Consider the following 25,778-nt stretch of genomic DNA (forward strand, 5'->3'; position numbering starts at 1 on the left):
TATGAATTCGACCACCCTAATGGAGAATTAAAAATCGTACTTTATTTCTTTTAATTCATAAATTCGCCACAGGAGGTCGTATACTTTCCTGTGGCTTCTTCACGCCCAGCCATAGGAAAACGATATCTTCCTGTGGCTTTTTTGTGCGATTTTTTAGTCTCATACATTATTTTTTAAAGAAAGGAGCAACATTCGATGACTATTAGCGTATTGTTTTTAAGTATTACGATTCAAAGAAATACACTTTCCAAAGCTGAAATTCTTCATAATGAGCAAATTACAAAAGCTATGAATGATGTTAAGGAGCGCCAAGTGCTTTATTGCGATCACCTGTAATTCCTTTTCGAAAGGAGGAATTCGTCTATGACTTTTCATATTTTCTTTTTTACGACAGCACTTCAGAAAAAAACGTTATCTGAAGCTGAAATCTTTCGTAAACAACAATTAAAACAAACTATGGATAAAATAACGGACATTAAAAGTTCGTATTATACACAAATGTATTAAAAATATTTTCTAAAGGGGCAATATCCTAATGAAATTCAAAGCTTTCTTTTTAACGATTACCATTCAAAAACGCAAAATTTCAAAAGATGAAATTTCTCGTGAACAACAAATTAAAAACATTATGGATGATGTGAAAGAGCGCCAGTCCTCTTATTACAATCGTCTTTACTAAATAAATTATAAAGGGGTACTATCCTAATGAAATTTAAAGCTTTCTTTTTAACGATTACCATTCAAAAGCGTAAACTTTCAAGAGATGAAATTTCTCGTGAGCAACAAATTAAAAACATTATGGATGATGTGAAAGAGCGCCAGTCCTCTTATTACAATCGTCTTTACTAAATACATTATAAAGGGGTACTATCCTAATGAAATTTAAAGCTTTCTTTTTAACGATTACCATTCAAAAGCGTAAACTTTCAAGAGATGAAATTTCTCGTGAACAACAAATTAAAAACATTATGGATGATGTGAAAGAGCGCCAGTCCTCTTATTACAATCGTCTTTACTAAATACATTATAAAGGGGTAAAAATCCAATGAAATTCAGAGTATTATTTTTAACGATTACCATTCAAAAAAATAAACTGTCTGAGTCTGATATGCTTCATGACCGACAAATTGAGCAGGCTATGTACAACGTAAAAGAACGACAAAGTCATTATTGTAGTCACCTGTAATTCCTATTCGAAAGGAGGAATTCATGTATGAGGTTTCACCTTTTCTTTTTAACCATTACGATTCAAAAAGAAACTATATCTGCAAATGAAGTAAAACAAGAGGAACAGTATAAAAAGATTATAGATGAAATTCGTGATCGTAGAAGCAAGTACTACACTCACCTATAATTGTTTGAACTTATATTAGAAATGAAAGGAGTCGATTATGATGTTAATAACGCGGTGTAAAGAAATGATTTGGATAGTTCAGAGGGATTCCACGTAGTTTATAAAGTGAAACTTTAATCAGTGGGGGTTTTGTTCATCCCCCACTGATTATTAGCTCTCACCAATCGGGCGTTTACGCGCAGTTGATCTCCCACCTAACTTCTTTTTTTCTTCACCTGAATTTTGAGGTGGGAGTTTTACTGCCCACAAATAGCGGGATAAAGTTTATTTAACAAAAATTCACCGCCTGATTTGATGTGTAAAAATATATAATAATAATAATATGTATTTCATACACTAAAAAAATAAAAGATACACCCCTTTTTATTAAGCGGTGTATCTTTCTCAACATATTCTATTTCCGTTTACTTCGTTTCGTCTTAAACAATCTCACTAAGTTCGAAACAACTGTTTTTGTTACCGCATAAGCTGGTACTGCTAAAATCATTCCGATAATTCCCGCGAAATTACCTACCCCTAAAATAAGGATGATAATTGTCAACGGATGGATATTTAATTTTGAACTCATAATACGCGGTGAAATGATGTTACTTTCAAACTGTTGTACGATTGTTACTATAATAATTACGTACAGAGCTTGCATCGGAGATACGAACAGACCTATAATGACAGCTGGTGCTGCTCCGATAAATGGACCTAAGTTCGGAATTATATTTGTAAATGCTGCGATAATTCCTAAAACGAAAGCATACGGTAAACCGATGATTAAATAACCAGTAAATGTAAAAGCACCTATAAATAAACAAACGAGCGCTTGACCTTGAATATATGCAGATAATGTTTCGTTCGTTTCCTTTATGATACGAAGTCCTTCTACACGGTAAGACTCTGGTAATACACTAACAGCTTTTCCTGGAAATGCATGTCCATCTTTAAACATATAAAATAAAATGAACGGTACTGTAAAGATAACTAACGCCACGTTCGTGATAATACCAAATAAAGCCGTTGCACTCGACGTAATTGTGTTTGGTATATCCTTTAAGTATTCAATCGCATTTTTCTCAATTGTTTCAATGGAAACGTAGTTTTGTGTAGATAACCATTCAAATAACCTATGATGGGATAAATCTTGTATGTATACTTTTCCCTCTTTTATATAAGTCGGCATGTTTTTCACTAAATCCATTAGCTGTTGTGAGATGGTTGGAACAACTACTCCAATAGCAACTCCAGTTAATGTAATGATAAAAAGATACAGTAGTAAAATCGCTAAACCTCTAGGTACTTTTTTATTCTCCAAAAAGACTAACAATGGGTTAAATATGAAGTATAAAAATAATGCGATTAAAATTGGGAAAAATAATGTTGATATGAAGATACCAATCGGTTGAAATAGAAACGATATTTTTGTGCAAATAAATATAATTCCTACAACCATTAGCACTTCTAATGTCCAAAAGTGCACTTTCGATTTCAAAAAAACGTCCTCCTTTAAACTAGCACTTCTCTTCATTGTACCAAATTAAACTTAGATTTCACATAATATTTTCCTTTACAATGTTCCAAAATCCTATTAAATACACTACAATGAGATTACAGACAAATTTGCAGGTAAAGGTGATAAATATGACACAATGCGTCATTTGCAGAAAAGATACGAAAGAACTTAGTGAACAATATGTCATTCCAGAGATATTATGTGGATATTATTTCACAAACTCAATTTGTGATTCCTGTCATGAACATATGACAACAAATATCGACCGTCCTTTAATTAGACATAAATTAAGTCAATATAAGATTGAGCAAATGAAAAAACAAATCGACTCCCCTCTCTATACGAATGAACATGGTGAGGAACTGGCGGCCGCTGAGACAGATGTAGTCGAAGTAAGTGATGAGATACTTTATTCCAATGCATTAATTATGAAACTATGTAAAAAGCACGATATTTCATTACATAATGAAATTTGGAAAGAAGAGCGTGTAACAAAAGTAGCTAGTTCTATTCAACGTGAATTGCTTTTAGATAACCGTAAATATAAAATGAGTGTATTAAAAATGGCTTATACTTTTGCTGTACAAACAATTGATGGCTACTTTGACGATCCAGATGCGATCGATATTTCTACCATTCTATTAAATGCCGATTTCATGGAATTAAAGGAAAAGAGTATCGTTCGTGACTTAAGCAAAAGCTCTTTATGGAATACATTAAATACAACGAGCGAAAACCATTACTTTATTTTACTTAGTGATAAAGACGGTCTGTTCTGCTTCATTCGCCTATTTGATATTTTTGATGTTGTTGTTCATTTATCAGAAAAAAGATACAATCTTCCATCACCAATTGTCGGCGTAAATAATGTAGACAAAAAAGGATTTTTTGTGGAAAGTTTAAAACAGTATATGGATGGGCTATTTAAAGAAACTACACGTTCTATTTAATCCATATAGGAACATACGGTCTCCTTTCTTCATGAAAAGACACTGTGTTATAATGAGTGTGAAAAGAACAATACAATCACATAAAACAATTAAAACCTGTATATAAATAAAAAAGACTAGTGTGCGGCTACACACTAGTCCACGTAACTTAGCAGATTGGATTGTTCATTTATCCTATTTGTTTCGTACAAACACAACAACCCACATTCTATAGGCATAGGTGGGTTGTTATTTTTTGAGCTTGTCAATTAAGACGACAATAAACGTTAACAATGCAATGAGAAACAGTCCACCTTGCAATAACAACGCAATTTCACTCACTTATTATCACCCCCCTCCTACTTTGGAGAAGTGATAATTGAACAACCAACCGTACCATAAGTTACCTCTTAATTTTATCATATTTTTTAATTGTTTACGACGAAAACCCGCAAGCTATTAAGTTGCGAGTTTTTTATTTTTCATGTAGAAAAAATCTCTTTCTGTTTAAATATAGTCTCCGTTTCTAAAATCATTTGAGGTAAGAAGACATGAATTGTATCCGTTAATACGTTAAGAGCTTCTTTCACATAACCATTTTCAAATTGATCTAATGACTCAGGTAATTCGACTTCATCTAATATGAAATACTCACCATTAGGAAGAACCATAATATCAATGATTAAATCTTCAAATGTTACTAACTCATTTCCTACATGTGTGTTTTTTATGATATTAAAATATGACCCTAAATAGTGCCCAGCATCATCTCTCCATATGTATAGGTTATACGGACGATCTTCCCAATAATATGCGGTTGTATAACTACCTTTAGGAATAGTTAATTTTATTTCGTTTGCTGTCATAGTAAAAGGGTACTGTACCTCATGAAATAGTACGATTCTCTTCGGTTGTGCTTCTACTAATAAACAAACGTGATCTACAGTTGTAGAATCATAACGTATTTTTCTTTCTATAATTTCAATCCTTGATGTACGTAAACAATTCATTTTTTAGTTACCCCTTTTATCATATAGTCCGTTTTTAATTATATCCTTTACGCTCCTGATTAAGAAAGTATACCATATACCGTATTCCGCATCATAAAAACTCCTTCTATAATGGAAGGAGTTAATGAACTACTACTATTTTATTAACCACAATTCATATATGGTCTTTTATTTTTTTCAATACAAACTCCATATACACCAAACGCACGGTGATACTTTAGCATTTTACTCCTATTTCAACTTCTCCATAACCGCAGCATAAAATTCCCGTTCATTATCAACATTTAAATGGACACGACTTACTGTTTTAGAAAATCCATATAACAACTGCGCTTTAATTGGCTCTTTTAACGTTATTTCAAAAGTTGGAGGTTCCTTTATAAATTCCATAACAGTTGCGTCAAGAACCTCTTTTTCTTCTTCTTTCTTTAAAGGTTCGCCTTTATAAAACGCAATGTTATCAATTTGTGTAAATGATATAACGATTTTCTTTCCTAATCCAATTTGAATAATCACTTTTTCTTCCGCAACGATAATTGGATTTTTACGCATTGCTTGGATTTCGGCTAAAAAATAAAACATCGCATATATGTTCAAGATGAGTAAAATCCAAGCTATAACTGGATTCCATTGATGAAGTAAATAATGAAAACCGATACTTTCAATTAATGTTGCATGAATAATCATGATATAAACACCTATTGCACCGGTCTTTTTATGATATGAATATATGAATTCATTTTCTAGTACTTTTACACGCCACGATAAAAAAGCATAATAGAGTAATTTACACTCTGTTAGAATGATATTTACTGTCTTACTTCTCTTCATATTAGCATCAAACGCTGCATCAATCGCATAAGAAAATGAAGAATACTCACTTCTATATTCTTTATATCGTTTTATTATTTTAGGAAGTACTCTTATAATTTTATATATAAGAAACAGTTCAAAACATACGAACACAATTTCTCCAGCAACTATTACATACGAAACAAATGAAAAAGCTTGTAAATAATCACTAGGAATTATAAATCTTGCGAATATGTATCCAGCAATTACGACAGGAAAGATGTACGTTAACGAATATCTCTTTCGGATAATTAGAAAATATGTAATAACCGGAATTACAAACAGAAAATCCAATAATGAACCGAGCGCTACTTCCTCTGGTACAGCTGGTGTAATCGGAAGAGAATATACTAAATAATTCGACAACATAATTACAGCTACGAGCCCTATCCACACACCTTTTCGCCTTCGTGAAATTGAAGAATTCATTCCTTCTCTCCTTTATTTAAAGACCTCATTTAAATTATCTTTATAAAATGAGATAGCACGTTCAAATTCTTTTACCTCATCTATTTTTACGACCGTTTCAAGCAATAATTTCATCGCTTCTTCATGATTTTTCACATTGTATTTTGCTAGTGATAAAAACACTTTCATCACATCATTTTCCGGGAACTTCTTTATCCCTGCTTCTAATACAGTAATCGCTTTATCATATTCCCCTATACAACGATACGTACTGCCAAGACCGATATACGCACCGCGAAGGGATTCACCATCAAGTCCGTTCGCAATTGCCTGTTCATAATACGGAACCGCCTCCATTTCAAGACCCATGGCATCATGTATCCAAGCGCATTGATATAGCACTTCTGCATCCCTCGTAAAGTTTGTTAGTCCAATTAGTATATCTCTTGATTGCGCATATTTCTTTTCATTTCTAAGTTTAATAGCTTGCTTTAATAAATGTTCCATAGGATCCACTCCTCACAAATTGTTCATTATGTATATATCATGTATTACACATTTACGAGCAGCTAATGGCCTATTCTATTGATTCAATTTAATAATTAGTGAGGGATACGTTCCCCCACTAATTTAATATTAACTCCATTATATACTATGCGACTACAGCTCTTTCTAAAAGCTTAAATTTCCATAGCAGTAATAAGATTGCATAAATGCTCTAACATATTGACAATTTCTTTTGCAGTTTCATCTTTCCCATTACATAACTTCACAGTACCATCTTGTCCAATAACGTGATGCACAGCCCCGCGAGAATATAAAGAATGCGGTGAGTTCGCTACCATTACACTTGCTTTTGCATCTTCCATCCTTTTGCTTGCTCTTTCAATAAGTTCTGCTTCATTTACATCACTTTCAAGTTTAAAGCCGACGAGTATCGTTTCTGGATCCCAATTCTTTATTTGTTTTAATACTTTTGGTGCTTTTTGAAAATGAATAATCGGTGCGATATCACTTGAAATCTTTCCGTTCATATTAAGAACAGTTCCATCTTGGTCACAAATCTTTTCGACAACCCAATCTGAACCAGCAGCAGCCATAATAACTGCATCTACTTTTTCATGTGTGATAATACTTTTCATCTTATCTTGTAAATCAATAATCCCCTCAAATGGGTGCAATTCTAATTGGTTATTTACATCACTTGGCTTCTCCGCAAAATAACCGTGTAAATATATAACATGTGCTCCTTTTGCCATAAGCTCTTCCGCCATAATTCTCCCAATCGTACCTTTTGCTAAATTTGTATGTCCGCGTACTTGATCCCATTTTTCTAGGCAGCCACCACTCGTAATTAATATCTTTTTCCCCTTCATCATAACCATCCCTTACTGATTTTTCGTACGAAACCACTCTACACCAAAATCAACTACATCACGTTGCTTCATAAAGCGGCACGTTGCATTTCCTATCTTCCCAAGAGTAACAGTTCCTTTCCGTTCGAACTCTACTCCAATTTCTACAAACGTATCAGACTCGTAGTCCATTTCAACAAACTCTTTCCATACTCTTACACCATTTTCTATAATAGGTGCACCTACTTTTATTAATTCCCGTGCACCTGTACGTACTTCAGATAGGTGCATAGACGTATTGGAATCATATCCGACTCCAATTAATAATATGTATCCATTTAAATCATATATTTTTCTTAATGGTGATTCTTCTCCCAAGCTAATTGATAGCGAGTGATTCATTGTAATTTCCTCTGCATGTTTCCCCCATGCGGCAAAACTTCCTAGCGGATGATTGCTGCGCGATACATTCGGATATGTACGAAAACACTCAACTATTTTCCCCATTGCCCTTGTTGGTGTTGTATTTGGGTTGAATGCCGGAACGCTATCTCTAATAACTTGCCACCATTCTTCTGGTACAGGTGGTCTTCCCCAATGTTTCGGATCGGATAAATCCGAAGATTGTGTTGGCATAATTATTGTTCCCTCTTCCGTAACAACCTTCATTAATGCCTCTACTACGGCCACCGACCCACCGGATATCCAACCGAGAGAACTTAATGATGAATGAACAATAATTGTCATTCCTTTTTCTACTCCTAATGCTTTTAAATCGTTTGTAATTGTTTCAATTGTATTTGGAAATTGTGTACTCGCCACTATTTCATTCATTTTCACGATGGTTCCCCCATTTTGCTTTAAACTAATACATAAATATATTATCATATTTTTCTTAATTTTTAACATAATCATTTAGATTACTATACACCTACACTCTTAATTTAAACTTTATACTCATATGAAAGAGCCCCTCACAAATGATGGGCTCTTTGTTAATTACTTTTTAATTCAACTGTTGCTACCCTTCAATCGTAACCCCAGTAAACATTGATAAATTCCCGGTTATTCTTTCTCCTACTCGTAAAAACAGTCCTGCTGCTCTTCCGCTAATACAATGAGAACCGATAAGAAGTTTACCAGTATACGGTCCATCCCATGTATCAATTGTATAATCAGGCATATCTACGTATTGCTGATATATTTTTCGTTGTTCAAAATAATACTCTGTTTGATCTTCAGCTAATAGTTCATCATTTTCGTATATAGATACTCCTCCACCTTCACGGCCATATAAAGGTTTAGAAACATATGATTCATTTCTTTCTAAAAATGGCTTATTTGTAAAATATGTTGGTAGGAAGTATTTATTAATAATATTACGCTCTTCTTCTTCAAAGAAAACCACTTCTTCATAAAGCTTCCAAATTAATGCGAGTACACTTTTGTTTTGCATAACAAAAGCAGCCGGTGGATTGATAATTCGCACTCTTCCTTGCGCTATATGATTTAAAAATTGCAGACCAATTCTTTTTCCATTTTTATCAATATCTGAAACTAAATATTCAATTGGATACAGTCGATATAAATAATGGATTCGCTCACCACTTGGCGTATATATACCATCATCTGCAACGACGATATCTTGTATGCCAACATATTCCGTGGACTGATCTAAGCAATAACTTCTTAAAAATTGAACTGTTTGATGATCTTCATCATGCCAATCGTAGCTTGTAAAATAAATCGTTTCGTCAGGACTTATTTTGTAATCATGTTTAATTTGTTCCCATGCCTGCACAATATGCTCCTCAATGTGATTCGGATGATTCACATCGTGATAACGGCACAACACTTCATTTGCGACAGACGGTTCTAAATAACCTGTTGGTGTATCACAATTTACTTCTATTAATTTAATATCATCACCATTTACGATAAAGTCAAACCTTGTAAAATATGAAAATAAACCAGTATGTTTCATTCTCGCAATTTCCCACGTTTCAGGCGGGAATCCAAGTTTTTGAAAATCTTCAGTCGTATTTACAATATATTGATACGTTCTATATAACACATACATAATTTCTTCCGTCGCTTTAGAAATTGCAGTATATGTACGTACTGGCATCCGGTACATACCAGTTGCCATATATTGATTCCATTCTTCATTCTCTAAAAGACTTGGCCACGTAAATCCATTTCTACTAGCCTCTTCTGCAAGAGAAAACCATACTTTCATATACGCTTCCTGTTCTTGTTCTGTATACATTTCTCCATTATCCTTTCAAATTAGGATCCAGCTGGTGCTTTTGCGTTTCCAATTCCACTTGAACCAGAATTCACTTTCGGCGTTTGCGTAGTAGATGATTTTGACGTGTTTGAATCTGTTGTTACTTTATTTGAACTATTCGGTTGTTCTTTATTTAAATCTACTTTTTTTGAAGAATCATTGTTGCTACTAGTTCCGCCGTAATACCCACCACCACCGCTGCCACCAGTTCTCCGTTCATCTTTTTCACGGTATGGAATAATATTATTTGCATATGGTTTCTTTATAAGATTTGGTTTCGCATTACTATACATATTCGACGTCTTACTTGCTAGTAAATAGCCAGCAACGAACGGAAGTATTGGCAGATGGGAGCTCTCATTATTAAATGAAGCAGGTGAATTATTATCTCTGCATAATTCTTCTTTTTCTATATTTTCTATCGTTGGCGCTTTATCATCACAATTTAATGCTTCTTGTTTGCTTTCTTGCTTCGTACCATCTGTTTTTACCGCACTACTTTCTTTTTGTGCGCTCTCTTCATCATTATCAGCACATCCTGTTAATAAAAAAGATGACACTCCTATTGAAGCTGCAATTTTCACAAATTTGCTTTTATCCATTCTCATGTGTTATACACCTAATTTCTTGTTTATCTATATTTTACCAATTACCTTTATTATATAATGTAATCATCATTTTTTTCAAACTAAACTAAATATGTAAAATTACATATTTCGCATACTTTTAAACTGTTCATTCTCGAGATAGCAATGAAATCTTTCCACCCCCGGATATTTTTCTCCCAGACTTTTAATCTTAAACCTACACTTTTTATAAAATTCGACTGCCTCTTCGTCTGTCTCTGCCTCTATATATGTCAACTCATACTTCCTAATTATTTCTCTTATCATTTGAAGTGCAATTCCTTGATGACGATATATTTCATCAACAGCTATGTGACACATTCTCGCTCTATTTGTATCAATTAATACAATACCTATGCACCCCATATTCCCATATTTATATAGTACTGCATGATCGTTTTCATACAATAAAACGGCTTTAATTAAGCTTACTTCACTCGGACCGGTCGCATACTTTAATACCCTCTTAATTGGATCTATTTCTAAATGCTCTACACGCTGTAACATCATACTTCCATATCCTTTCTATGAAAAAAGATTAGCTCTTTATGAAAAAGAGCTAATCTTTTTACGCCGTTATTTTTTCCGCTTTTTTTACAACTACAGCTACATAACTATGCAATATCATGCCGACAATAACGAGACTCATTCCAACCCAAGATAATGATGACGGAATTGGGGCAGATAGCCAGATGAGCTCTCCTACTAATGCAAATAAAACTTCACCAGACTGTGTCGCTTCAACGGTTGCTAGTTTTTGCGGATCGTCTTTTACAAGATCTGTCGCAAAGAAAAATAATACTGTCGCAATTAATCCAGAACTAATTGCTACGATAAAACATTGGATAACTTGGCTACTTGACGGTAATCCGTTAGTAGATACTTCGTAACCAGATAGTAAAAACCAAAATGGTAAACTTGCTAATGTCATACCGAGAACTCGTTGGAAGACATCTAATTCGCCCTTACATACTTGCATCATCTTTCTATTTCCAAGTGGATACGCAAACGCTGCAATGAGTACAGGAACTACACATAAAACGGTTTCACGAATCCCTAAAGAAGAAGCGTGTTCTACTTGCATGAGAACAACACCGAATAAAATAATGCCTGACATTACTAATTCCTTCATTGGAAGTTTTTTATGTAATGGGTCAACCGCGAAAAATGGTGTTAACAAAATCCCTGCAACTATCGTAATTTGCCAAGTTGAAGCGACAAGCCACCCGGGCCCAAACGCACCTGCGAAACTAAGCGGTGCATAAAAGAGACCAAATCCAACAATACTCCATAACAACCATTCTTTCGGATTTTTTTTCATGTATTGAAAGAGTTGTTTTAAATTCCCTCTATACATGACAATTAGTAATAGCATGGGAACCATAAAGTAATACCGTAATGATGCACTCCAAATCCAACTTCCGCCTTCTAAGTCCATCGATCGGTTTAACACAAAGGTAAAGGCAAAGAAAAACGATGCCAATATCCCTATTGCAATAGCTTTCATCGTAAAACCCCTTGTATAATTTTTCTTCTACTATATAACACAATGAATATAATTAAAATTCTTAATTTTCATTATACATGTGGTCTTTAAAGAAACAACACCATATATTCATCATCACTATACACACCATTTATCTTTATAGCTCTTTTTTCAATTCCATAAGTTTTAAAGCCCATTGATTCGTATAATTTTTTTGCTGGTTCGTTTGTGGATACAACACCTAAGTTCAATTGCTCTAGTTCTATTACTCTCGCTCTTTGAATTGCATTTGCAATTAACTCACGTGCCAGTCCGTTACGTCTGTTTTGTGCATCTACATACATTGCAACAATATGTCCTTTATGTTTATACGCCTGCTTCTCTTCCGTTAATAAAGTAACAACTCCAATTAATTGATTTTCTTCATTAAAAGCACCAAATGTACAACTACTATTAGATGATAAATTACTAGCAACTCGCTCAAGAGGATTCTCCTGGCTCACCGCTTCTTCATAAGTTGTTATAAATGCCTCTGGATTTACTTGCAATGCCTGTAAACGTAACTCCCAATATTGCTCCGCATCTACTTTAGAAAGTAATCGAATCATTTTCCCTACCCCCTTTAAGTTTACATAATATTTTTATAGACTATTAAATAAAGATTGATATTCTTCTCTTAACATACTATAACGATAGCGATGTATGAACTTACCTTGACGTAATCGATCATTTCTCATTAGTCCTTCGCAAACAAATCCAGCGTTTTCATAACTCTTTCTAGCTTGTAAATTATCTTCGTCTACTCGTAGCCAAGTTTTTTCTAATTCGAATTCAGAAAAGCCAATTTGTAACATACTGTATAGAGCTGCCATTCCATACCCTTTACCCCAATATTCTTTATTTCCAATTGCAATTCCTAGTTCAGCATTTTTATTTGTATTATCAAAGTTTTTTAGGTCTATCCATCCAATGTGTATACCTTCCTTTGTAACGATAGCTCGTTGTTCATAACCATTCTCTCGACTTATACACATTTCAATCCACCTTCTCGTATCTTCACGAGTGAACGGTGGATATTGATCTGGTACAACTAAATGCTTTGTTACTTCTGTATCTAATGACCATTTATATCGATCTTCTACATCGTCTTGTGTCAATTCTCTTAATTGAACGAATGGTACATTCATTTTGCTATCCCCTTTTCATTTCCCGATAGAAAACCCTTCAAAAACTCTTCCTCCATACTGCTCTAACGTATTTTCTATAAAACTAATTAATTCATTTTTCTTCTCTGTTTTATAAAAATGATCAAAAGCCGCTACAAAATGTTCTGCATATTGCTCGTCATACCTTCTTAACACTCTAATAAACCATTTTGAATTTCCAAGCCATTGGCCATTTATCCTTAAAACATATTCATGTACTAAATCAGCTAATAAATTCGCGATGAACAATTCCTCTTCTCTCTTTGTTGCACCAATGAAGTCATCCAAAGTATCCGTAATAAAATAACGCTTCTGCTTCATCGTTTCTTCTGTCCATTTTTTTGGTCCTTTATTTAATAAATCATTCGCTTCTCTTTTGAGTATTTCTACAATTTCATCTTTTCCTTTTAGCACAATACCTTCTGAAACTAATTGAGGTAATGAAGGTCGCCCGCGCTCACAATCACTTTTAAAGAAGGTTTTATACGTTTCAAAATTATGTACAAATACTTCAACAGGCCACCCATTACTATAGAAAGATTCTCTATAACAAGATGACAAACTTTGGTCGAATATTACAATATCAAGGTCAGATGTTTTCGTAGCCTCTCCTCTAGCAACACTTCCCCCTAGTAAAGCAACATCACAATTCGGAAATTGTGATGTGATTATGCTTTGTGCCGCTTCAATTGGTTTCATAGCCTTTCCTCTTTTCTTATTTCACTTTCTTTTTTTCAGCTCTTTCTCTTGTCTTTTTCATATAGGATTCTGCATCTGGTGTTTTACATGACGTCGCACCATGATCAACTTCTACTTTTCCAATTTCGCGTGCAATTTCAATTGCTTGTTGTTCTAAAGCTTCATTTCGAATCCCTATCGCAATTAAAGCTCTATTCATCGCTTCTCTTTTTCGATTTTTTTCATTATGTATATGAACTTTAATCTCTTCTAAATACGGTAAGAAAAAGTCATCGTCTAACGTTTTATTTTTTATAGCGATATTCGCTAATAATGACCAACCTGCTCTTCCAATCCATTCATCATCAGACTTCGTCCATTCTTCCATTCTTTCTATCGCGATTGGCGACGTACATATAGCTGTCATAAGAACGTCCATTAAACAATAATAATCGACTTCTCCAACCCATTCATTTAGCTGATCTGACGTTAGTTTCTTCGGATCTAAAATCATTGTTGCTAAAGTCATTGCATCCATATTTTTCGTTTCCCATAATGAAATTGCTAAATCATGATCTTTTTTTATATTCTTTTTTAACAATTTTAAATTTGCAAAACTAACTCCGAATAGTGGCTCTTTCGCCCCATGGTTTTTATACGTTTTACGATTTTGCTCTGTTCCATATTCCTCTAGTTGCTGCATTACTTCTTCAAGTAACATATATCCACCTCTTTTATGTTTTATGTTGACTTCATATATGTATGTACGATATATTCTACATTACTTTTTGGTTTTCCTATATTTATTTTTTTAATACGGTATGTGAAATTTTTATTGATGTATTTTAAAACAACAAACATCCTCTTCCTTATTTTTCACACGGTTGTTCATTCACGCTCTGTATACAATACTCCTCTAACGCATTCAACGGGTTTATTATGTTCCTTCCTATTATATTTTCTACCCTTGTAGCAGCGTCTACCATAGATAATTGTGCAACTGAAAGCATTTCGTTTCTATCTTTCATAATTTCATATAAATACTTTTCTAATTTAGCATCATGCTCTTCTTTACGACCTTGCATAATTAACTCAAATATCCCTTCTATCACTTCTACTTTTACTTGTATGGATTTATTATTCTGCTGAGCGTATAGTCTTAAACGTTCCATCGTTCCTGAAACAGTACGGTTATTTGTAAATAGTATTGTCTGTGGCTCTTCAACCTGACAAATCATTTCAAAGAATGGTTCATCAATTTTCAATATAGGTATGTCTATTTTGAAATTCTCATCTAATAGCGTAATATAATCTGTACAAGTTAATAAAAGTGTATCTACATCACTTTTGGCTATATACTTTATAATATCTTTTAAATTATTTCGTGCTTGTTCTTTTTCAAAATCACAATCTTTTTTTAATATGCATGATAAGATGGGATCTACAAAATGGAGTATTTCGATTCCAAAAGATTGCAATGCTCGGTCAATGTATTCAATATTTGAATGATGAGCATGTAAACAAGCTAGTTTTTCCATACTTATCCTTCCTTTCTAAAGCAAAAAACATGAATAAACCATTTTACATACAGTTCCATTCATTTAATTCTTGTTTCATTTTTTCAAACCTGCAAAACAGTGAAATCTTACATACTTTTTAACAAACTTTTTTGCGCTTGTAAAAAAGTTTTTTTGCATTTCCCCCTCTAAAATTGCTAATATAGTAGAGTAGAACTTTTATAGAGAGTAGGAAAATTATGCACAATGGAATTCGGATGACAACTTTAGTGAAAAGGGCTCTGTTGATTTGCGCTGGGGTATTATTTACATACGAAGCTGCTTACGGATCAACACATATCGCTCTAGCAAGTACAGAGGATGAAGCGAAATCTGTTCAACTTGTAAGTGAAATTCAAACGTCCCTTGCTCCGAAAGAAGCTCCAAAGCACTATAACGGGCAAGTTAGAAAAGTCGCTTACTTAACATTTGACGATGGTCCTGGAAAATACACAGCTGAGCTTTTAGATATGTTAAAGAGTGAAAATGCAAAAGCAACATTCTTCCTAATTGGTTCAAACGTAAAAGCTTTCCCTGATCTTGTAAAACGTGAAGATGCTGAAGGCCACTATGTTGGGATGCACAGTATGACTCATAACTACAAGAAGCTTTACACAGAAGGTCATTACGTTGATGAAATGAAAGAAGACCAAGGCTTAATCGCCGGCGTTCTAGGCAAATCACCAGTATTAACTCGTCCAGCTTACGGCTCAATGCCAGGGTTAAATGAAGCGCTTCGCAACAAAGCTGTTGAAAATGGTTTAAAAGTTTGGGATTGGACAATTGATTCATTAGACTGGAAATACAACAAAATGCCAGTAGACGCTGCATCTGCTAAAATCGTAGAAAACGTTCTACATGGTGCTACAAACCCAACAGAAGTTATCCTTATGCACGATATTCATCCACAATCAGTTAAAGCAGTACCTGGAATTATTAAAGGGCTGAAAGAAAGAGGATATGAATTAGAAAGCTATCATGAGAACGAACACTTCCCATTAAACTTCTGGCATGATAATCGTATTTAATAAAAAAGACTTGATTTCCTCTAGTAGGTTATCAAGTCTTTTTATTATCGTTTTGGAAATTTCTTTCGCTGCTCTTCAATAGAACGAAGAATATTCTCCCTATCATCTTGAGTGATACTGATAGAAAATTCGTACTCCTCTTCCTCACACCATGAAGGATTAAGTTCCAGCGATAAGCGAATAACAATATGAAACTCCCCTTCTTTTTCTCCCATAAATTCAAACGCTAAATTTGGTTCGATGAAATCTAGTTCGTTATATGTAGGGTTTGGTAAAGATTCAAACCATTTTATCATGTACTGTAAGTCGAAAGTTTGTAAAAATGGATCCATCGTTTCAAAAACTTTATTTTCTTCTGACAGTCTCGCTTTTACTCTTAACCAATTTCTATCACACTCGTCTTTTGCATCTGCATATTGGTAATTTACAACCTCTAAATGTAATGATATTTTTTCATTTTGAAAATTCATGAATATCCCCCTTCTATCTCTGGATCTTTTGTTTTATAAAGTTTTATTAATCCCGATACTTAAAATTATACTAATTGTTTTTTAATACGGATGAATGGTTTAAATTTATTACCCTTTGTACATAAAATAAATTTGATTTGCAATATAATCTGAACTAAAGTGAAGTCCATTCCTTATCCACCACATGATAATACCTACCAATGAAGCTGTTTTAATATCAACCGCAACATAATCATCTGGCAAATCCTTTTTCGTATTCTCTCTTCTCGTTTCTATTAACTCTTTTAAAAATAAAAATAGTTGCTCCTCAAATTGATTCGTTTTAAATAATATAAATAAATAATTTCGGTGGAGATATAAATAATCAAGTAATTGTGTTAGCTTTTGTTTTTCTGATAAATCTTTTGCATGCATTAAATCAACAATTTTATTAGACAGCTCATTTAAAATCTCATTCGTAATTTGTTCTAGTAAATCTTGAATATCTTGATAGTGTAAGTAAAATGTTGTTCGATTTAATCCTGCTTTTGTTGCGACTTTCTGAATCGTTAAACTTGAAATACTAGAATTCTCACATAAGAGTGAAATAACAGCATTTTTAAACATTTCTCTTGAACGAACTGTACGAGGATCTTCTTTTTTAGGTGTAGACATTTTGAAACTCCTTTATAGATTTTCTCTTTACTTTATCGACAGTGCATACCTTCTATGTCGAGTAGTGAACATTTTCAATAAAACTGTTCATGGTCAAAGAAAATTTATTTTGTTACCATTAATTTTATCGACACAATGTCGATAAATCAAGACAACAATGAAGGAGTTTACCAATGCAAAAGGAAATATCAGAAAGAAATAAAAAAATTATATTAATTGTGCTCATTTCCGGTTGTTTTTTATCAACATTAAATCAGACGCTATTAAATGTAGCGATGAGTAATTTAATGGAAGTATTTGATGTTACAGCTGCAACCGTACAATGGCTATCAACAGGCTTTATGCTCATAAATGGCGTTCTAGTGCCAATTACTGCATTTTTAATGAAACGATTTACAACAAGGCAGCTGTTTATTAGCTCAATGCTCTCCTTGTTAATTGGGACTGTTCTTTGTGCATGTGCCATGAATTTTGGCATTTTGTTAACAGGAAGAATGATTCAAGCAGTTGGGGCAGGAATTATTATGCCACTAATGATGACAGTTATTTTATATTTATACCCTAGTGAAAAGCGTGGCAGTATTATGGGAACCATCGGTTTCGCCATAATTTTTGCGCCAGCGATCGCTCCAACATTATCTGGCTTTATTATTGAATATGTATCATGGAGATGGTTATTTATTGGATTCGCTCCATTTGTATTAATCGTTATTATTCTCGCGCTAAAATATTTAATGAATGTCGCTGAGACAACAAAAGCAAAATTAGATATCGTAAGTGTCATTTTATCAACGATTGGCTTTGGTTGTATTATATTCGGATTTAGTAGTGCAGGAAGTAAAGGATGGGATCATCCAGTTGTTATTACTACAATTATCATCGGAATAATTGTTACAACTCTATTCTGTTTACGTCAAATAAAGTCTAGCGATCCACTATTAAATTTATCCGTATTTAAGTATAAAATTTTCACTCTTACATCAGTCATTAACGTACTCATTACGATGATTATGTATGCTGATTTAATTCTTTTACCGATTTACTTGCAAAACGGACGAGGTTTTACTGCTTTTGAATCAGGTTTACTTCTATTACCTGGAGCTGTAATTAATGCATTCTTATCACCTATAACGGGTAAAATGTTTGATAAATATGGGGCAAAACCACTCTTTATTATAGGTTTAATATGTATCATTATATCGATATGGGGTGTAATTGATTTGACCGAATCCACCACTTATATGTATTTAATGGTTCGTACCATTATTCTACGCATTGGACTAAGTTTCATTTCGATGCCTTTAAATACAGCAGGTTTAAACGCTTTACCAAGAGAACTGGGTTCACATGGTTCCGCAGTGAATAATACCGTACGTCAATTAGCAGGTGCTATAGGAACAGCAGTCATTATCACTGTGTATACAATTCAATCCACTTCACATACTTCACAGTTATCTAGTGAGAACGGAAGCATATCAGCTATGCAAGTAACGAAATTAGCTTCTATCTTCAGCTCAAGTGATGCCTACGTATTTATGTTAGTCTTTTCTTTTGTAGCACTTATATTTGCATGTTTTATGCCTAAAAAAGTAGCACTCCAAAAATCCGAAAGTAAATCTTAAAACAAAAAATCCTACTCGTTTTCTATACGAGTAGGATTTTTTATTATTTATTTCGTTTCCCCGTCTTCAGTCGTCTTCACCTTCGTTTTATCTTTATCACGATTGTTATAGTTATATTTAGAAGGTTCTACCGGTGTAAATCCTTCTGGTGTGTAGAATCGTAATAAGTCACCGTTAACAACTTGGTCGGAGTATTTTAGTGATTTTTGAACCATTTGTTCATTTTGTTTTATTTCATCTGTAAATTCTACTGGTTTCCCAGTCGCTGTATCATAGTATTTGCCGTTAAGTGCAGTAACTGTTGGGCTTACGTAGTTACCGTTACGGAACGGAACGACTTGTTTATGCTCTGGTGATAATAAATCTGATCCGAATTGGACATAATTTTTCGTATCTGTACCTAGTAAGTGTAATAACGTTGGAAGAACGTCAATTTCTCCGCCGTATTGATGTTGTACGCCGCCTTCCATTCCTGGTACGCGAATGATTAATGGTACACGTTGTAATTGAGCATTTTCAAATGCGTTCATTTCTTTACCCATTATTTGAGACATTGCTGCACTATGATTATCTGAAATACCGTAATGATCACCGTACATAACGATAATTGAGTTATCGTATAAACCAGATTGTTTCAAGTAATCAATGAATCCTTTTACAGATTCATCTAAATAGCGTGCTGTTTGGAAGTACGTATCTACTGATGAATCACCTGTTTTAGCTGGTTCAATCGTTGCTTCCGCTTTATCAATCGGATAAGGGAAATGGTTCGATAACGTAATGAACTTCGTATAGAACGGTTGTTTCAACGTTTGTAATAACGGAATTGATTCATTAAAGAACGGTTTATCTTTTAAGCCATAGTTTACTACATCTTTTTCATTCATATCGTAGTATGACGCATCAAAGAATTTATTAAAACCAAATGATTTATAAATTTCATCACGGTTCCAGAATGTTTTGTAGTTACCGTGGAACACTGCTGATGTGTATCCTTGTTGACCTAAAATAGCTGGTGCTGATTGATACGTGTTATGAGCTTTATTTGTAAAAACAGATCCTTGTGGTAATCCAAACATTGAGTTCTCTAACATGAACTCCGCATCAGATGTTTTACCCTGTCCTGTTTGATGGAAGAAGTTATCAAAGTATAACGTATTCGCATCTTTTGTAAATGAGTTTAAGAATGGTGTAACCTCTTGACCATTTAGTTTATAGTTTAGTAAAAAGTTTTGGAATGACTCTAAATGAATATAAATTACGTTCATTCCTTTTCCTTTACCGAAATACTCAGGATTTGGACTTGCATAAGTTGATGTAAGATAGTTTCTAACTTCTGTCATATTATCTCCATCCGCTAATGCTCGTTCTGTTGATGCTTTCGCACTTTGAATACCATCATAAATCGTAAAGTTGTACGCCCCTAAATATTTCACGATATAATTGCGGTCAAATGTTCTAGTTAATAACTCAGGACGGTCAGATTCTGCCAGACCTAAGTTAGCGCTAAAGAATAAAATACCTGCTACAAATACTAGAGATAATTTATGCTTCGCAACACGGATTGGTTTAGGATTTACAAATTTCGTTGCGACTAAAACAATTAAAATGATTGTATCTAAGAAATATAGTGGATCATATAAGTGTAGCAATGCAAAAATACTACCACCTAAATCTCCAAAGTTATTCGATTGTGTTAATGTCGGGAACGTAATAAAGTCGCTGAAAAAGCGATAATATACTACGTTTGCGTATAAAAGTATAGACATTAGCAAATTAATAATAATTAACCAAATGTAAGCTCGTTTCCCTTTTGCGAATAATGCGAGCCCTAAAAATAGAACTGCTGAGCTTAACGGGTTGAAAAACAGTAAGAACTTTTGGATTGTGTTCGATATCCCTAAATTAAATTCTGTCACATATGCGGCATATGTTTTTAACCAAAGTAAAATAACGGCAAATACGAAAAATCCAAAATGATTACTTAATACTCGTTTACTCTTCAATAAAAATTGTTGCATCTCTCCACCTCTTTTGATCATCCAAGGCTTATTTTATATAAGTCTGTCTCTCTATTCAATTTTTCTTCTTCAAATAGATTTTATTTGTTTAACTATATGAAGAATATTAGTAATTATAATTTGTAGCTTTTATTTATTCAACTATTTCTTTTTAAACATTTTGACCTTGGTTTCTATTTAACAAAACACATTTGTAACATTTCCTGTTTTCTCCCAGGGGCTCATCCACTAATTATGACTCCACAAACTATAATCCTTTATTTCCTCATTTGCAAACTAATCTATCTCCAATTTTGGTACATTCATGTAAACTACCCAATTTCATAAAATAAAAAGTGTAGTTTGGGCAATTTGCTCAAACTACACTTTTTCTACTACCGTTTATCATCCTTTGTAGCTATTCCCTCTTCTTTAAACAATTCTTTCAGTCCCATGAATATTAATTCCAACTATGTTCAGAGCCATCATGACACCCCTTTAAAGCTTTTTCAACATCATATTTTGTCAAATCTTTTTCATGAGCAACGATTATATTTTGTGAAAATATCATTTCAGATCCTTGTTGTTTCTCTTTTATTTCAACTGTGTTTTTATCTAATAATTCACTAAACTGCGGCGTTTTTAATGTAAATACTAATTTTTTTTAGGACGATTCATTTCGATATATTCCCCAATTGCTCGATAATCTTTTCCGCCACGATGATCAACAAGAAGTATTTTTTGTTACTTTATTTGTTCCTTCCAACGTAAAAAATCATTTCTTCATCAGTTTTGGGTTTATCCATGCTTCAAATCTTTTTCAAGTGCAACATCAAAATCCTTCACCATCATTAATGTTATTCTTGAATAATTATTCATTTTAGTACCATCCTATATTTAAATCAAAAAATAGTATTTCTTTTCAACAAAACCCCCGCTCTCATAAAAGAAAGCGAGGGTTTTAATCATTTATTATTGACCTTTGTACATTGCATCAACTTGTTTTTGAAGTTCTTCATTTTCTAAGAACTCATCATACGTTGCTACCTTATCAACTACACCGTTTGGCGTTACTTCGATAATACGGTTTGCAATTGTTTGTACGAACTGATGGTCATGAGAAGTGAATAGTAATGTTCCTTTAAATGTGATTAAACCGTTGTTTAATGCTGTAATAGACTCAAGGTCTAAATGGTTCGTCGGATCATCAAGTGTTAATACGTTTGCACCGCTTAACATCATTTTAGATAACATACAGCGAACTTTTTCTCCTCCAGATAAAACAGAAACGTTTTTCTTTACTTCTTCACCAGAGAATAGCATACGGCCTAAGAAACCACGTAAGAAACTTTCTGATTCATCTTGTGGAGAGAACTGACGTAACCAATCAATTAAAGTGTAATCACTGTTCTCGAAGTACTCAGAGTTATCTCTTGGGAAATGAGCTTGAGATGTTGTTACACCCCATTTGAATGAACCGCTATCTGGCTCCATTTCACCCATAAGAATTTTAAATAATGTTGTCATCGCAATATCGTTACGTCCGATAAATGCAACTTTATCACCTTTATTTAAAGTGAAGTTCACATTATCTAATATTTTTTCGCCATCAATCGTTTTCGAAATACCTTCAACTGTTAATAGGTCATTTCCTACTTCACGTTCTGGTGTGAAACCAACGAACGGATAACGACGTGATGATGGTCTAATATCATCTAATGTAATTTTATCTAACAATTTTTTACGAGAAGTTGCCTGTTTCGCTTTAGATGCATTTGAGCTAAAGCGTGCAATAAAGTTTTGTAACTCTTTTACTTTTTCTTCTTTTTTCTTGTTAGAATCTTGCGTTAGTTTTAATGCTAATTGGCTTGATTCATACCAGAAGTCATAGTTACCAACGTATAATTGAATTTTACCGAAATCAAGGTCAGCCATGTGCGTACATACTTTATTTAAGAAGTGACGGTCATGGGATACAACGATAACTGTATTTTCAAAGTTCATTAAGAAGTTTTCTAACCATTGAATCGCTTTTAAGTCCAAATGGTTGGTAGGCTCATCTAGTAATAGAATGTCAGGTTGACCGAATAAAGCTTGAGCAAGTAATACTTTTACTTTCTCTGCCCCTGTTAATTCAGACATCTTTTTATCATGAATATCTTCACCAATACCTAACCCTTTTAGAAGGATTGCAGCTTCTGACTCAGCTTCCCAACCGTTTAGCTCAGCGAACTCACCTTCAAGTTCTGCAGCACGCATGCCATCTTCATCACTAAAGTCTTCTTTCATGTAAATTGCATTTTTCTCTTGCATTACTTTATAAAGACGTGTGTGACCCATCATTACTGTTTCTAGTGCAGGGAACTCTTCATATTCGAAGTGATTCTGTTTTAATACTGCTAGACGCTCACCTGGCGTAATATGTATGTCACCCGTTGATTGGTCAATTTCTCCAGATAAAATCTTTAGAAATGTTGATTTACCAGCACCGTTTGCTCCAATTAAACCATAGCAATTACCTGGCGTGAATTTTATGTTAACATCTTCAAATAATTTGCGATCTGCGAAACGCAAACTAACGTTACTTACTGTAATCATTTGTGTCCTCCTACTAATACCTAGGGTTTCTCAACCCTTCTCCAATTTTAACAGAAATCCGTAATTTACGATTCCTTTATTTTCATCTGTAAACAATTCTACTAGAACATGCTTATCATTACAACTTATAATTATGATATAAGTTGTTTTATTACTTTTTTTAAAGAATTATTTAAAAATCTCCTCTAAAATCCATTAATAATTTAATACGCTAAACACCTAGCAATATAATCACAAGAATTGCTACTATTAAAGTATCTAACAACGTAATTTCCCAGCGGATTTTTCCGCAATTATAGCCGAAAAAAGATGTAGATAACAAATCCCACGTCCCTCTCACCGCTATTACACCTTATACTTCTCGAAGAATTCATAGAGCGCAATCTCTACAATTTCATCACGATTTAAACGATGCTTATCTTCGACTCTACCTAATTTCGAACATGTCCCCTTGTCAAGGTTCACCGTCCTGCTAACCTTTTCTTTCGACCCACTTTCTCTAATGCGCTCATGCAACGAATGAATCGGACTTGTATTTTTCTGCGCCAAATCCTTTTCTTGTATGATCTCATTAACTGCGTTTTTAATCGGACCCCATTCCCCTAACATTTTTCGTAAGGTATTTATGTCTTTTTGCGTAAAGGTAGTGTTTGTAGTTTCCAGCTTCGTATCATCCGCGACCGCTATAAATTCTCGAATATCCGTTTTTAAAGGAGCCTCTCCTTCTCCTGTAAAATACCAACCTATATCGCCTTTTTTACTATATTCATACCCCGCGTTTTTTAACCCCCTTAACAACCTTTTATCACACATGCCAATTTCTTTTCCAGCTTCCTTAGCGTTACTTTTTTTCAACAACGCTAGTACTTGTTCAATTTTCACATGATCCTCTCCCTTTTATTACGCAACTTGCTTAATATTGTTTTATTTGATTTTTACAATATTATTTTTAAATATATCACATGAAAAATAAAAAAGGTGTAGCAAATCTGCCGTTCATCATACTTTCGCCCGTCTCTTAATCTACTTAAAACGAAGTAGTACGCAGTTAAACGGTACTATATCCATGGAGCAAAGTTAATAGCCTAGATTCTTTAATCTCAGCATCTTACTTTTCGCATATAGTCTATAAAAATAAAGACAGGCGAAGTGATGCCCGCCCATCTCCGCACTATTTTATATATTTTGATCGCAGGCTAAATATATCTTCGCCTTCACGGATGCCCGCCGATCCCTTCCTCACATTTTTTACGACAGTCCAATTCGGGTTAGTTTCATCACCGATGTTCTGTACTGTAAAGTTGCCGTCACCATATTCTCGGTGACCTTCTGCCAATTTCTCCGTTAAATCATTCTCTTTTGATCTCACCATCTTTGCGCCATCTCCCTTTTTATACAACCCTCTTAAACTGTCCAACCGATCACACGTCCAGTCAATTGGAGATCCTCGCTTTCCGCTTCGATTAATTGTAACACACTGTCGGGGATAAGTTCCGATAACGGTTGCCCAATCGCACTAGAAACGTTATTTTCTTTGAATGTGAATGAGCCGACGCCCGTAATGCTGAAAGATGCGATTCCCTGCTGCTGCATTCGATTCGTGTCGTTGTATACAATAGCGAGATACGCAGAAAATTCATAAATAGCATTATTGGGGATCGTTACGCCCTTGAATTTTGTCGATAGCGTTCGCCCTGCTGCATTCATCAAACGAATCTTTTTCGCGTCGTCCGCGTCGTGCCAGTCCTCGTTGCTGATCACGTAGGCATCGATATGAGCGTTCGCTGCTTCGATACTATGTGTATCTTTCATATTATCGTTTCTCATGCTTTCGCTTCCTTTCTCCAGTTATTTGTTTTCGTTTCTTGCTTATCTATCTTCGTTTTATCCCTGTAATCGTTCTGCACAATATAATTCACCCGTGCAATAGCGTACAGAATTGCGTGATTTCTTGTTGATTTCCGATATGCCTGTTCATAGAAATAGCGCAATTCTTCGTATGTTGTCGGCATTTCACCTTTTCGTAGTGGTGTCGCTCCTATTTCGACTCCTGCGCGTTGTAATATATCTTCGTCACCCGTGATCGTTACGTGTTGGCCGTGATATCTAAGTTGCATATGTCGCAACTCCTTCGTTAATTAAATAAAAAGAGCGAC

Annotated in this window: 35 protein-coding genes; 10 read left to right on the forward strand and 25 right to left on the reverse strand. The window is 34.1% G+C overall.

The features are described from left to right. The first annotated feature begins 195 nt into the window (after window positions 1-195). From SB773_RS14085 to SB773_RS14115, 7 genes are read left to right on the forward strand one after another with little or no spacing between them, the layout of a single operon-like run. Window positions 196-336 carry a YrzI family small protein gene (locus SB773_RS14085; RefSeq protein WP_000156202.1) on the forward strand — a complete coding sequence of 47 codons (141 nt, stop codon included), beginning with the start codon at window positions 196-198 and terminating at the stop codon, window positions 334-336. A gap of 27 nt (window positions 337-363) precedes the next feature. Beyond that, window positions 364-507, forward strand: a complete 144-nt coding sequence (locus SB773_RS14090) for a YrzI family small protein (RefSeq protein ID WP_000142704.1) — start codon at window positions 364-366, stop codon at window positions 505-507. Window positions 508-535: 28 nt separating this feature from the next. Next, entirely contained in the window at window positions 536-679 is a 144-nt protein-coding gene (locus SB773_RS14095) for a YrzI family small protein (RefSeq protein ID WP_410590452.1), read from the forward strand. A gap of 26 nt (window positions 680-705) precedes the next feature. Continuing rightward, window positions 706-849 (forward strand): YrzI family small protein, encoded by a 144-nt coding sequence (locus tag SB773_RS14100; RefSeq protein ID WP_002120145.1) that lies wholly within the window; start codon window positions 706-708, stop codon window positions 847-849. 26 nt (window positions 850-875) lie between these two features. Continuing rightward, window positions 876-1,019 carry a YrzI family small protein gene (locus tag SB773_RS14105; RefSeq protein WP_002120145.1) on the forward strand — a complete coding sequence of 48 codons (144 nt, stop codon included), beginning with the start codon at window positions 876-878 and terminating at the stop codon, window positions 1,017-1,019. Between the two features lie 26 nt (window positions 1,020-1,045). Next, entirely contained in the window at window positions 1,046-1,186 is a 141-nt protein-coding gene (locus SB773_RS14110) for a YrzI family small protein (protein ID WP_000672237.1), read from the forward strand. Window positions 1,187-1,213: 27 nt separating this feature from the next. Next, complete coding sequence (locus SB773_RS14115) at window positions 1,214-1,354, forward strand: YrzI family small protein (RefSeq protein ID WP_002013395.1); 141 nt, start codon at window positions 1,214-1,216, stop codon at window positions 1,352-1,354. Window positions 1,355-1,748: 394 nt separating this feature from the next. Here SB773_RS14115 and SB773_RS14120 read toward each other — a convergent pair whose 3' ends face one another. After that, window positions 1,749-2,834, reverse strand: a complete 1,086-nt coding sequence (locus tag SB773_RS14120; RefSeq protein WP_289404066.1) for an AI-2E family transporter — start codon at window positions 2,832-2,834, stop codon at window positions 1,749-1,751. Between the two features lie 149 nt (window positions 2,835-2,983). On the opposite strand from SB773_RS14120, the gene SB773_RS14125 reads away from it, so the two are divergent. Beyond that, complete coding sequence (locus SB773_RS14125; RefSeq protein WP_060749009.1) at window positions 2,984-3,805, forward strand: HNH endonuclease; 822 nt, start codon at window positions 2,984-2,986, stop codon at window positions 3,803-3,805. A 228-nt stretch (window positions 3,806-4,033) separates the two neighbouring features. Here SB773_RS14125 and SB773_RS14130 read toward each other — a convergent pair whose 3' ends face one another. From SB773_RS14130 to SB773_RS14200, 15 genes are all read right to left on the reverse strand, one after another. Beyond that, window positions 4,034-4,126: a putative holin-like toxin gene (locus tag SB773_RS14130; protein WP_001289318.1), complete on the reverse strand. Its 93-nt coding sequence runs from the start codon at window positions 4,124-4,126 to the stop codon at window positions 4,034-4,036. A gap of 140 nt (window positions 4,127-4,266) precedes the next feature. After that, window positions 4,267-4,794 carry a ribonuclease FAU-1 family protein gene (locus SB773_RS14135; RefSeq protein WP_002013419.1) on the reverse strand — a complete coding sequence of 176 codons (528 nt, stop codon included), beginning with the start codon at window positions 4,792-4,794 and terminating at the stop codon, window positions 4,267-4,269. Window positions 4,795-5,025: 231 nt separating this feature from the next. Then, window positions 5,026-6,075, reverse strand: coding sequence for a hypothetical protein (locus SB773_RS14140; RefSeq protein WP_289404067.1), 1,050 nt, complete (start codon window positions 6,073-6,075; stop codon window positions 5,026-5,028). 12 nt (window positions 6,076-6,087) lie between these two features. Next, on the reverse strand, window positions 6,088-6,561 hold the full coding sequence (locus SB773_RS14145; protein ID WP_113735857.1) for a tetratricopeptide repeat protein: 474 nt from the start codon (window positions 6,559-6,561) through the stop codon (window positions 6,088-6,090). 173 nt (window positions 6,562-6,734) lie between these two features. Further along, window positions 6,735-7,430 carry a phosphopantothenoylcysteine decarboxylase domain-containing protein gene (locus SB773_RS14150; RefSeq protein WP_113735856.1) on the reverse strand — a complete coding sequence of 232 codons (696 nt, stop codon included), beginning with the start codon at window positions 7,428-7,430 and terminating at the stop codon, window positions 6,735-6,737. Window positions 7,431-7,442: 12 nt separating this feature from the next. Then, window positions 7,443-8,243 carry an AAC(3) family N-acetyltransferase gene (locus SB773_RS14155; protein WP_410590617.1) on the reverse strand — a complete coding sequence of 267 codons (801 nt, stop codon included), beginning with the start codon at window positions 8,241-8,243 and terminating at the stop codon, window positions 7,443-7,445. A 187-nt stretch (window positions 8,244-8,430) separates the two neighbouring features. Beyond that, complete coding sequence (locus SB773_RS14160) at window positions 8,431-9,678, reverse strand: glutathionylspermidine synthase family protein (RefSeq protein ID WP_131247662.1); 1,248 nt, start codon at window positions 9,676-9,678, stop codon at window positions 8,431-8,433. A gap of 20 nt (window positions 9,679-9,698) precedes the next feature. Continuing rightward, window positions 9,699-10,307, reverse strand: coding sequence for a hypothetical protein (locus SB773_RS14165; protein ID WP_113735853.1), 609 nt, complete (start codon window positions 10,305-10,307; stop codon window positions 9,699-9,701). Between the two features lie 99 nt (window positions 10,308-10,406). Continuing rightward, on the reverse strand, window positions 10,407-10,832 hold the full coding sequence (locus tag SB773_RS14170) for a GNAT family N-acetyltransferase (protein WP_113735875.1): 426 nt from the start codon (window positions 10,830-10,832) through the stop codon (window positions 10,407-10,409). 61 nt (window positions 10,833-10,893) lie between these two features. Then, a complete protein-coding gene (locus SB773_RS14175; protein WP_289404068.1) occupies window positions 10,894-11,832 on the reverse strand; it encodes a DMT family transporter in 939 nt (312 codons plus the stop codon). A gap of 86 nt (window positions 11,833-11,918) precedes the next feature. Continuing rightward, window positions 11,919-12,419 carry a GNAT family N-acetyltransferase gene (locus tag SB773_RS14180; protein WP_113735851.1) on the reverse strand — a complete coding sequence of 167 codons (501 nt, stop codon included), beginning with the start codon at window positions 12,417-12,419 and terminating at the stop codon, window positions 11,919-11,921. 33 nt (window positions 12,420-12,452) lie between these two features. Further along, entirely contained in the window at window positions 12,453-12,998 is a 546-nt protein-coding gene (locus SB773_RS14185; RefSeq protein WP_289404069.1) for a GNAT family N-acetyltransferase, read from the reverse strand. A 15-nt stretch (window positions 12,999-13,013) separates the two neighbouring features. After that, complete coding sequence (locus tag SB773_RS14190) at window positions 13,014-13,715, reverse strand: nucleotidyltransferase domain-containing protein (RefSeq protein ID WP_113735849.1); 702 nt, start codon at window positions 13,713-13,715, stop codon at window positions 13,014-13,016. 16 nt (window positions 13,716-13,731) lie between these two features. After that, the gene (locus SB773_RS14195; RefSeq protein ID WP_113735848.1) at window positions 13,732-14,415 is read right to left on the reverse strand and encodes a DNA alkylation repair protein; all 684 of its coding nucleotides are present in this window, start codon (window positions 14,413-14,415) and stop codon (window positions 13,732-13,734) included. A 148-nt stretch (window positions 14,416-14,563) separates the two neighbouring features. Further along, window positions 14,564-15,232, reverse strand: a complete 669-nt coding sequence (locus SB773_RS14200) for a hypothetical protein (RefSeq protein ID WP_113735847.1) — start codon at window positions 15,230-15,232, stop codon at window positions 14,564-14,566. A 218-nt stretch (window positions 15,233-15,450) separates the two neighbouring features. Here SB773_RS14200 and SB773_RS14205 point away from each other — a divergent pair, with 218 nt between their 5' ends. Then, window positions 15,451-16,278, forward strand: a complete 828-nt coding sequence (locus tag SB773_RS14205; RefSeq protein ID WP_113735846.1) for a peptidoglycan-N-acetylglucosamine deacetylase — start codon at window positions 15,451-15,453, stop codon at window positions 16,276-16,278. A 44-nt stretch (window positions 16,279-16,322) separates the two neighbouring features. Here the strand turns inward: SB773_RS14205 and SB773_RS14210 are convergent, their stop codons facing one another. Together SB773_RS14210 and SB773_RS14215 are read right to left on the reverse strand one after the other, a co-directional pair. Further along, window positions 16,323-16,748 carry a WapI family immunity protein gene (locus tag SB773_RS14210; protein WP_113735845.1) on the reverse strand — a complete coding sequence of 142 codons (426 nt, stop codon included), beginning with the start codon at window positions 16,746-16,748 and terminating at the stop codon, window positions 16,323-16,325. 108 nt (window positions 16,749-16,856) lie between these two features. Next, window positions 16,857-17,402: a TetR/AcrR family transcriptional regulator gene (locus SB773_RS14215; protein ID WP_113735844.1), complete on the reverse strand. Its 546-nt coding sequence runs from the start codon at window positions 17,400-17,402 to the stop codon at window positions 16,857-16,859. Window positions 17,403-17,575: 173 nt separating this feature from the next. On the opposite strand from SB773_RS14215, the gene SB773_RS14220 reads away from it, so the two are divergent. Then, a complete protein-coding gene (locus tag SB773_RS14220) occupies window positions 17,576-19,024 on the forward strand; it encodes a DHA2 family efflux MFS transporter permease subunit (protein WP_113735843.1) in 1,449 nt (482 codons plus the stop codon). Window positions 19,025-19,071: 47 nt separating this feature from the next. Here the strand turns inward: SB773_RS14220 and ltaS are convergent, their stop codons facing one another. The 7 genes from ltaS to SB773_RS14255 all read right to left on the reverse strand — a co-directional run bounded on the left by ltaS (window position 19,072) and on the right by SB773_RS14255 (window position 25,739). Next, window positions 19,072-21,045 carry a lipoteichoic acid synthase gene (gene ltaS, locus SB773_RS14225; protein ID WP_289404072.1) on the reverse strand — a complete coding sequence of 658 codons (1,974 nt, stop codon included), beginning with the start codon at window positions 21,043-21,045 and terminating at the stop codon, window positions 19,072-19,074. Window positions 21,046-21,996: 951 nt separating this feature from the next. Then, entirely contained in the window at window positions 21,997-23,622 is a 1,626-nt protein-coding gene (locus SB773_RS14230; protein WP_131247686.1) for an ABC-F family ATP-binding cassette domain-containing protein, read from the reverse strand. Between the two features lie 211 nt (window positions 23,623-23,833). Beyond that, the gene (locus SB773_RS14235) at window positions 23,834-23,962 is read right to left on the reverse strand and encodes a hypothetical protein (protein ID WP_410590462.1); all 129 of its coding nucleotides are present in this window, start codon (window positions 23,960-23,962) and stop codon (window positions 23,834-23,836) included. Window positions 23,963-23,967: 5 nt separating this feature from the next. Beyond that, on the reverse strand, window positions 23,968-24,504 hold the full coding sequence (locus SB773_RS14240) for a CopG family transcriptional regulator (protein WP_410590464.1): 537 nt from the start codon (window positions 24,502-24,504) through the stop codon (window positions 23,968-23,970). Window positions 24,505-24,793: 289 nt separating this feature from the next. Further along, window positions 24,794-24,994: a hypothetical protein gene (locus SB773_RS14245; protein WP_002129884.1), complete on the reverse strand. Its 201-nt coding sequence runs from the start codon at window positions 24,992-24,994 to the stop codon at window positions 24,794-24,796. Between the two features lie 32 nt (window positions 24,995-25,026). Then, the gene (locus SB773_RS14250; RefSeq protein ID WP_410590466.1) at window positions 25,027-25,434 is read right to left on the reverse strand and encodes a hypothetical protein; all 408 of its coding nucleotides are present in this window, start codon (window positions 25,432-25,434) and stop codon (window positions 25,027-25,029) included. An 11-nt stretch (window positions 25,435-25,445) separates the two neighbouring features. Continuing rightward, on the reverse strand, window positions 25,446-25,739 hold the full coding sequence (locus SB773_RS14255; protein ID WP_113735840.1) for a hypothetical protein: 294 nt from the start codon (window positions 25,737-25,739) through the stop codon (window positions 25,446-25,448). Between the last annotated feature and the right edge of the window lie 39 nt (window positions 25,740-25,778).

This window comes from Bacillus sp. SIMBA_074 (genome assembly GCF_046534555.1).
GTDB lineage: Bacteria > Bacillota > Bacilli > Bacillales > Bacillaceae_G > Bacillus_A > Bacillus_A mycoides.

Coding starts and splice junctions, on each gene's coding strand:
- SB773_RS14085 (WP_000156202.1), top strand. CDS start 196: ATGACTATTAGCGTATTGTTTTTAAGTATTACGATTCAAAGAAATACA.
- SB773_RS14090 (WP_000142704.1), top strand. CDS start 364: ATGACTTTTCATATTTTCTTTTTTACGACAGCACTTCAGAAAAAAACG.
- SB773_RS14095 (WP_410590452.1), top strand. CDS start 536: ATGAAATTCAAAGCTTTCTTTTTAACGATTACCATTCAAAAACGCAAA.
- SB773_RS14100 (WP_002120145.1), top strand. CDS start 706: ATGAAATTTAAAGCTTTCTTTTTAACGATTACCATTCAAAAGCGTAAA.
- SB773_RS14105 (WP_002120145.1), top strand. CDS start 876: ATGAAATTTAAAGCTTTCTTTTTAACGATTACCATTCAAAAGCGTAAA.
- SB773_RS14110 (WP_000672237.1), top strand. CDS start 1,046: ATGAAATTCAGAGTATTATTTTTAACGATTACCATTCAAAAAAATAAA.
- SB773_RS14115 (WP_002013395.1), top strand. CDS start 1,214: ATGAGGTTTCACCTTTTCTTTTTAACCATTACGATTCAAAAAGAAACT.
- SB773_RS14125 (WP_060749009.1), top strand. CDS start 2,984: ATGACACAATGCGTCATTTGCAGAAAAGATACGAAAGAACTTAGTGAA.
- SB773_RS14135 (WP_002013419.1), bottom strand. CDS start 4,794: ATGAATTGTTTACGTACATCAAGGATTGAAATTATAGAAAGAAAAATA.
- SB773_RS14140 (WP_289404067.1), bottom strand. CDS start 6,075: ATGAATTCTTCAATTTCACGAAGGCGAAAAGGTGTGTGGATAGGGCTC.
- SB773_RS14145 (WP_113735857.1), bottom strand. CDS start 6,561: ATGGAACATTTATTAAAGCAAGCTATTAAACTTAGAAATGAAAAGAAA.
- SB773_RS14150 (WP_113735856.1), bottom strand. CDS start 7,430: ATGAAGGGGAAAAAGATATTAATTACGAGTGGTGGCTGCCTAGAAAAA.
- SB773_RS14155 (WP_410590617.1), bottom strand. CDS start 8,243: ATGAATGAAATAGTGGCGAGTACACAATTTCCAAATACAATTGAAACA.
- SB773_RS14160 (WP_131247662.1), bottom strand. CDS start 9,678: ATGTATACAGAACAAGAACAGGAAGCGTATATGAAAGTATGGTTTTCT.
- SB773_RS14165 (WP_113735853.1), bottom strand. CDS start 10,307: ATGAGAATGGATAAAAGCAAATTTGTGAAAATTGCAGCTTCAATAGGA.
- SB773_RS14170 (WP_113735875.1), bottom strand. CDS start 10,832: ATGTTACAGCGTGTAGAGCATTTAGAAATAGATCCAATTAAGAGGGTA.
- SB773_RS14175 (WP_289404068.1), bottom strand. CDS start 11,832: ATGAAAGCTATTGCAATAGGGATATTGGCATCGTTTTTCTTTGCCTTT.
- SB773_RS14180 (WP_113735851.1), bottom strand. CDS start 12,419: ATGATTCGATTACTTTCTAAAGTAGATGCGGAGCAATATTGGGAGTTA.
- SB773_RS14185 (WP_289404069.1), bottom strand. CDS start 12,998: ATGAATGTACCATTCGTTCAATTAAGAGAATTGACACAAGACGATGTA.
- SB773_RS14190 (WP_113735849.1), bottom strand. CDS start 13,715: ATGAAACCAATTGAAGCGGCACAAAGCATAATCACATCACAATTTCCG.
- SB773_RS14195 (WP_113735848.1), bottom strand. CDS start 14,415: ATGTTACTTGAAGAAGTAATGCAGCAACTAGAGGAATATGGAACAGAG.
- SB773_RS14200 (WP_113735847.1), bottom strand. CDS start 15,232: ATGGAAAAACTAGCTTGTTTACATGCTCATCATTCAAATATTGAATAC.
- SB773_RS14205 (WP_113735846.1), top strand. CDS start 15,451: ATGCACAATGGAATTCGGATGACAACTTTAGTGAAAAGGGCTCTGTTG.
- SB773_RS14210 (WP_113735845.1), bottom strand. CDS start 16,748: ATGAATTTTCAAAATGAAAAAATATCATTACATTTAGAGGTTGTAAAT.
- SB773_RS14215 (WP_113735844.1), bottom strand. CDS start 17,402: ATGTCTACACCTAAAAAAGAAGATCCTCGTACAGTTCGTTCAAGAGAA.
- SB773_RS14220 (WP_113735843.1), top strand. CDS start 17,576: ATGCAAAAGGAAATATCAGAAAGAAATAAAAAAATTATATTAATTGTG.
- ltaS (WP_289404072.1), bottom strand. CDS start 21,045: ATGCAACAATTTTTATTGAAGAGTAAACGAGTATTAAGTAATCATTTT.
- SB773_RS14230 (WP_131247686.1), bottom strand. CDS start 23,622: ATGATTACAGTAAGTAACGTTAGTTTGCGTTTCGCAGATCGCAAATTA.
- SB773_RS14245 (WP_002129884.1), bottom strand. CDS start 24,994: ATGGTGAGATCAAAAGAGAATGATTTAACGGAGAAATTGGCAGAAGGT.
- SB773_RS14250 (WP_410590466.1), bottom strand. CDS start 25,434: ATGAAAGATACACATAGTATCGAAGCAGCGAACGCTCATATCGATGCC.
- SB773_RS14255 (WP_113735840.1), bottom strand. CDS start 25,739: ATGCAACTTAGATATCACGGCCAACACGTAACGATCACGGGTGACGAA.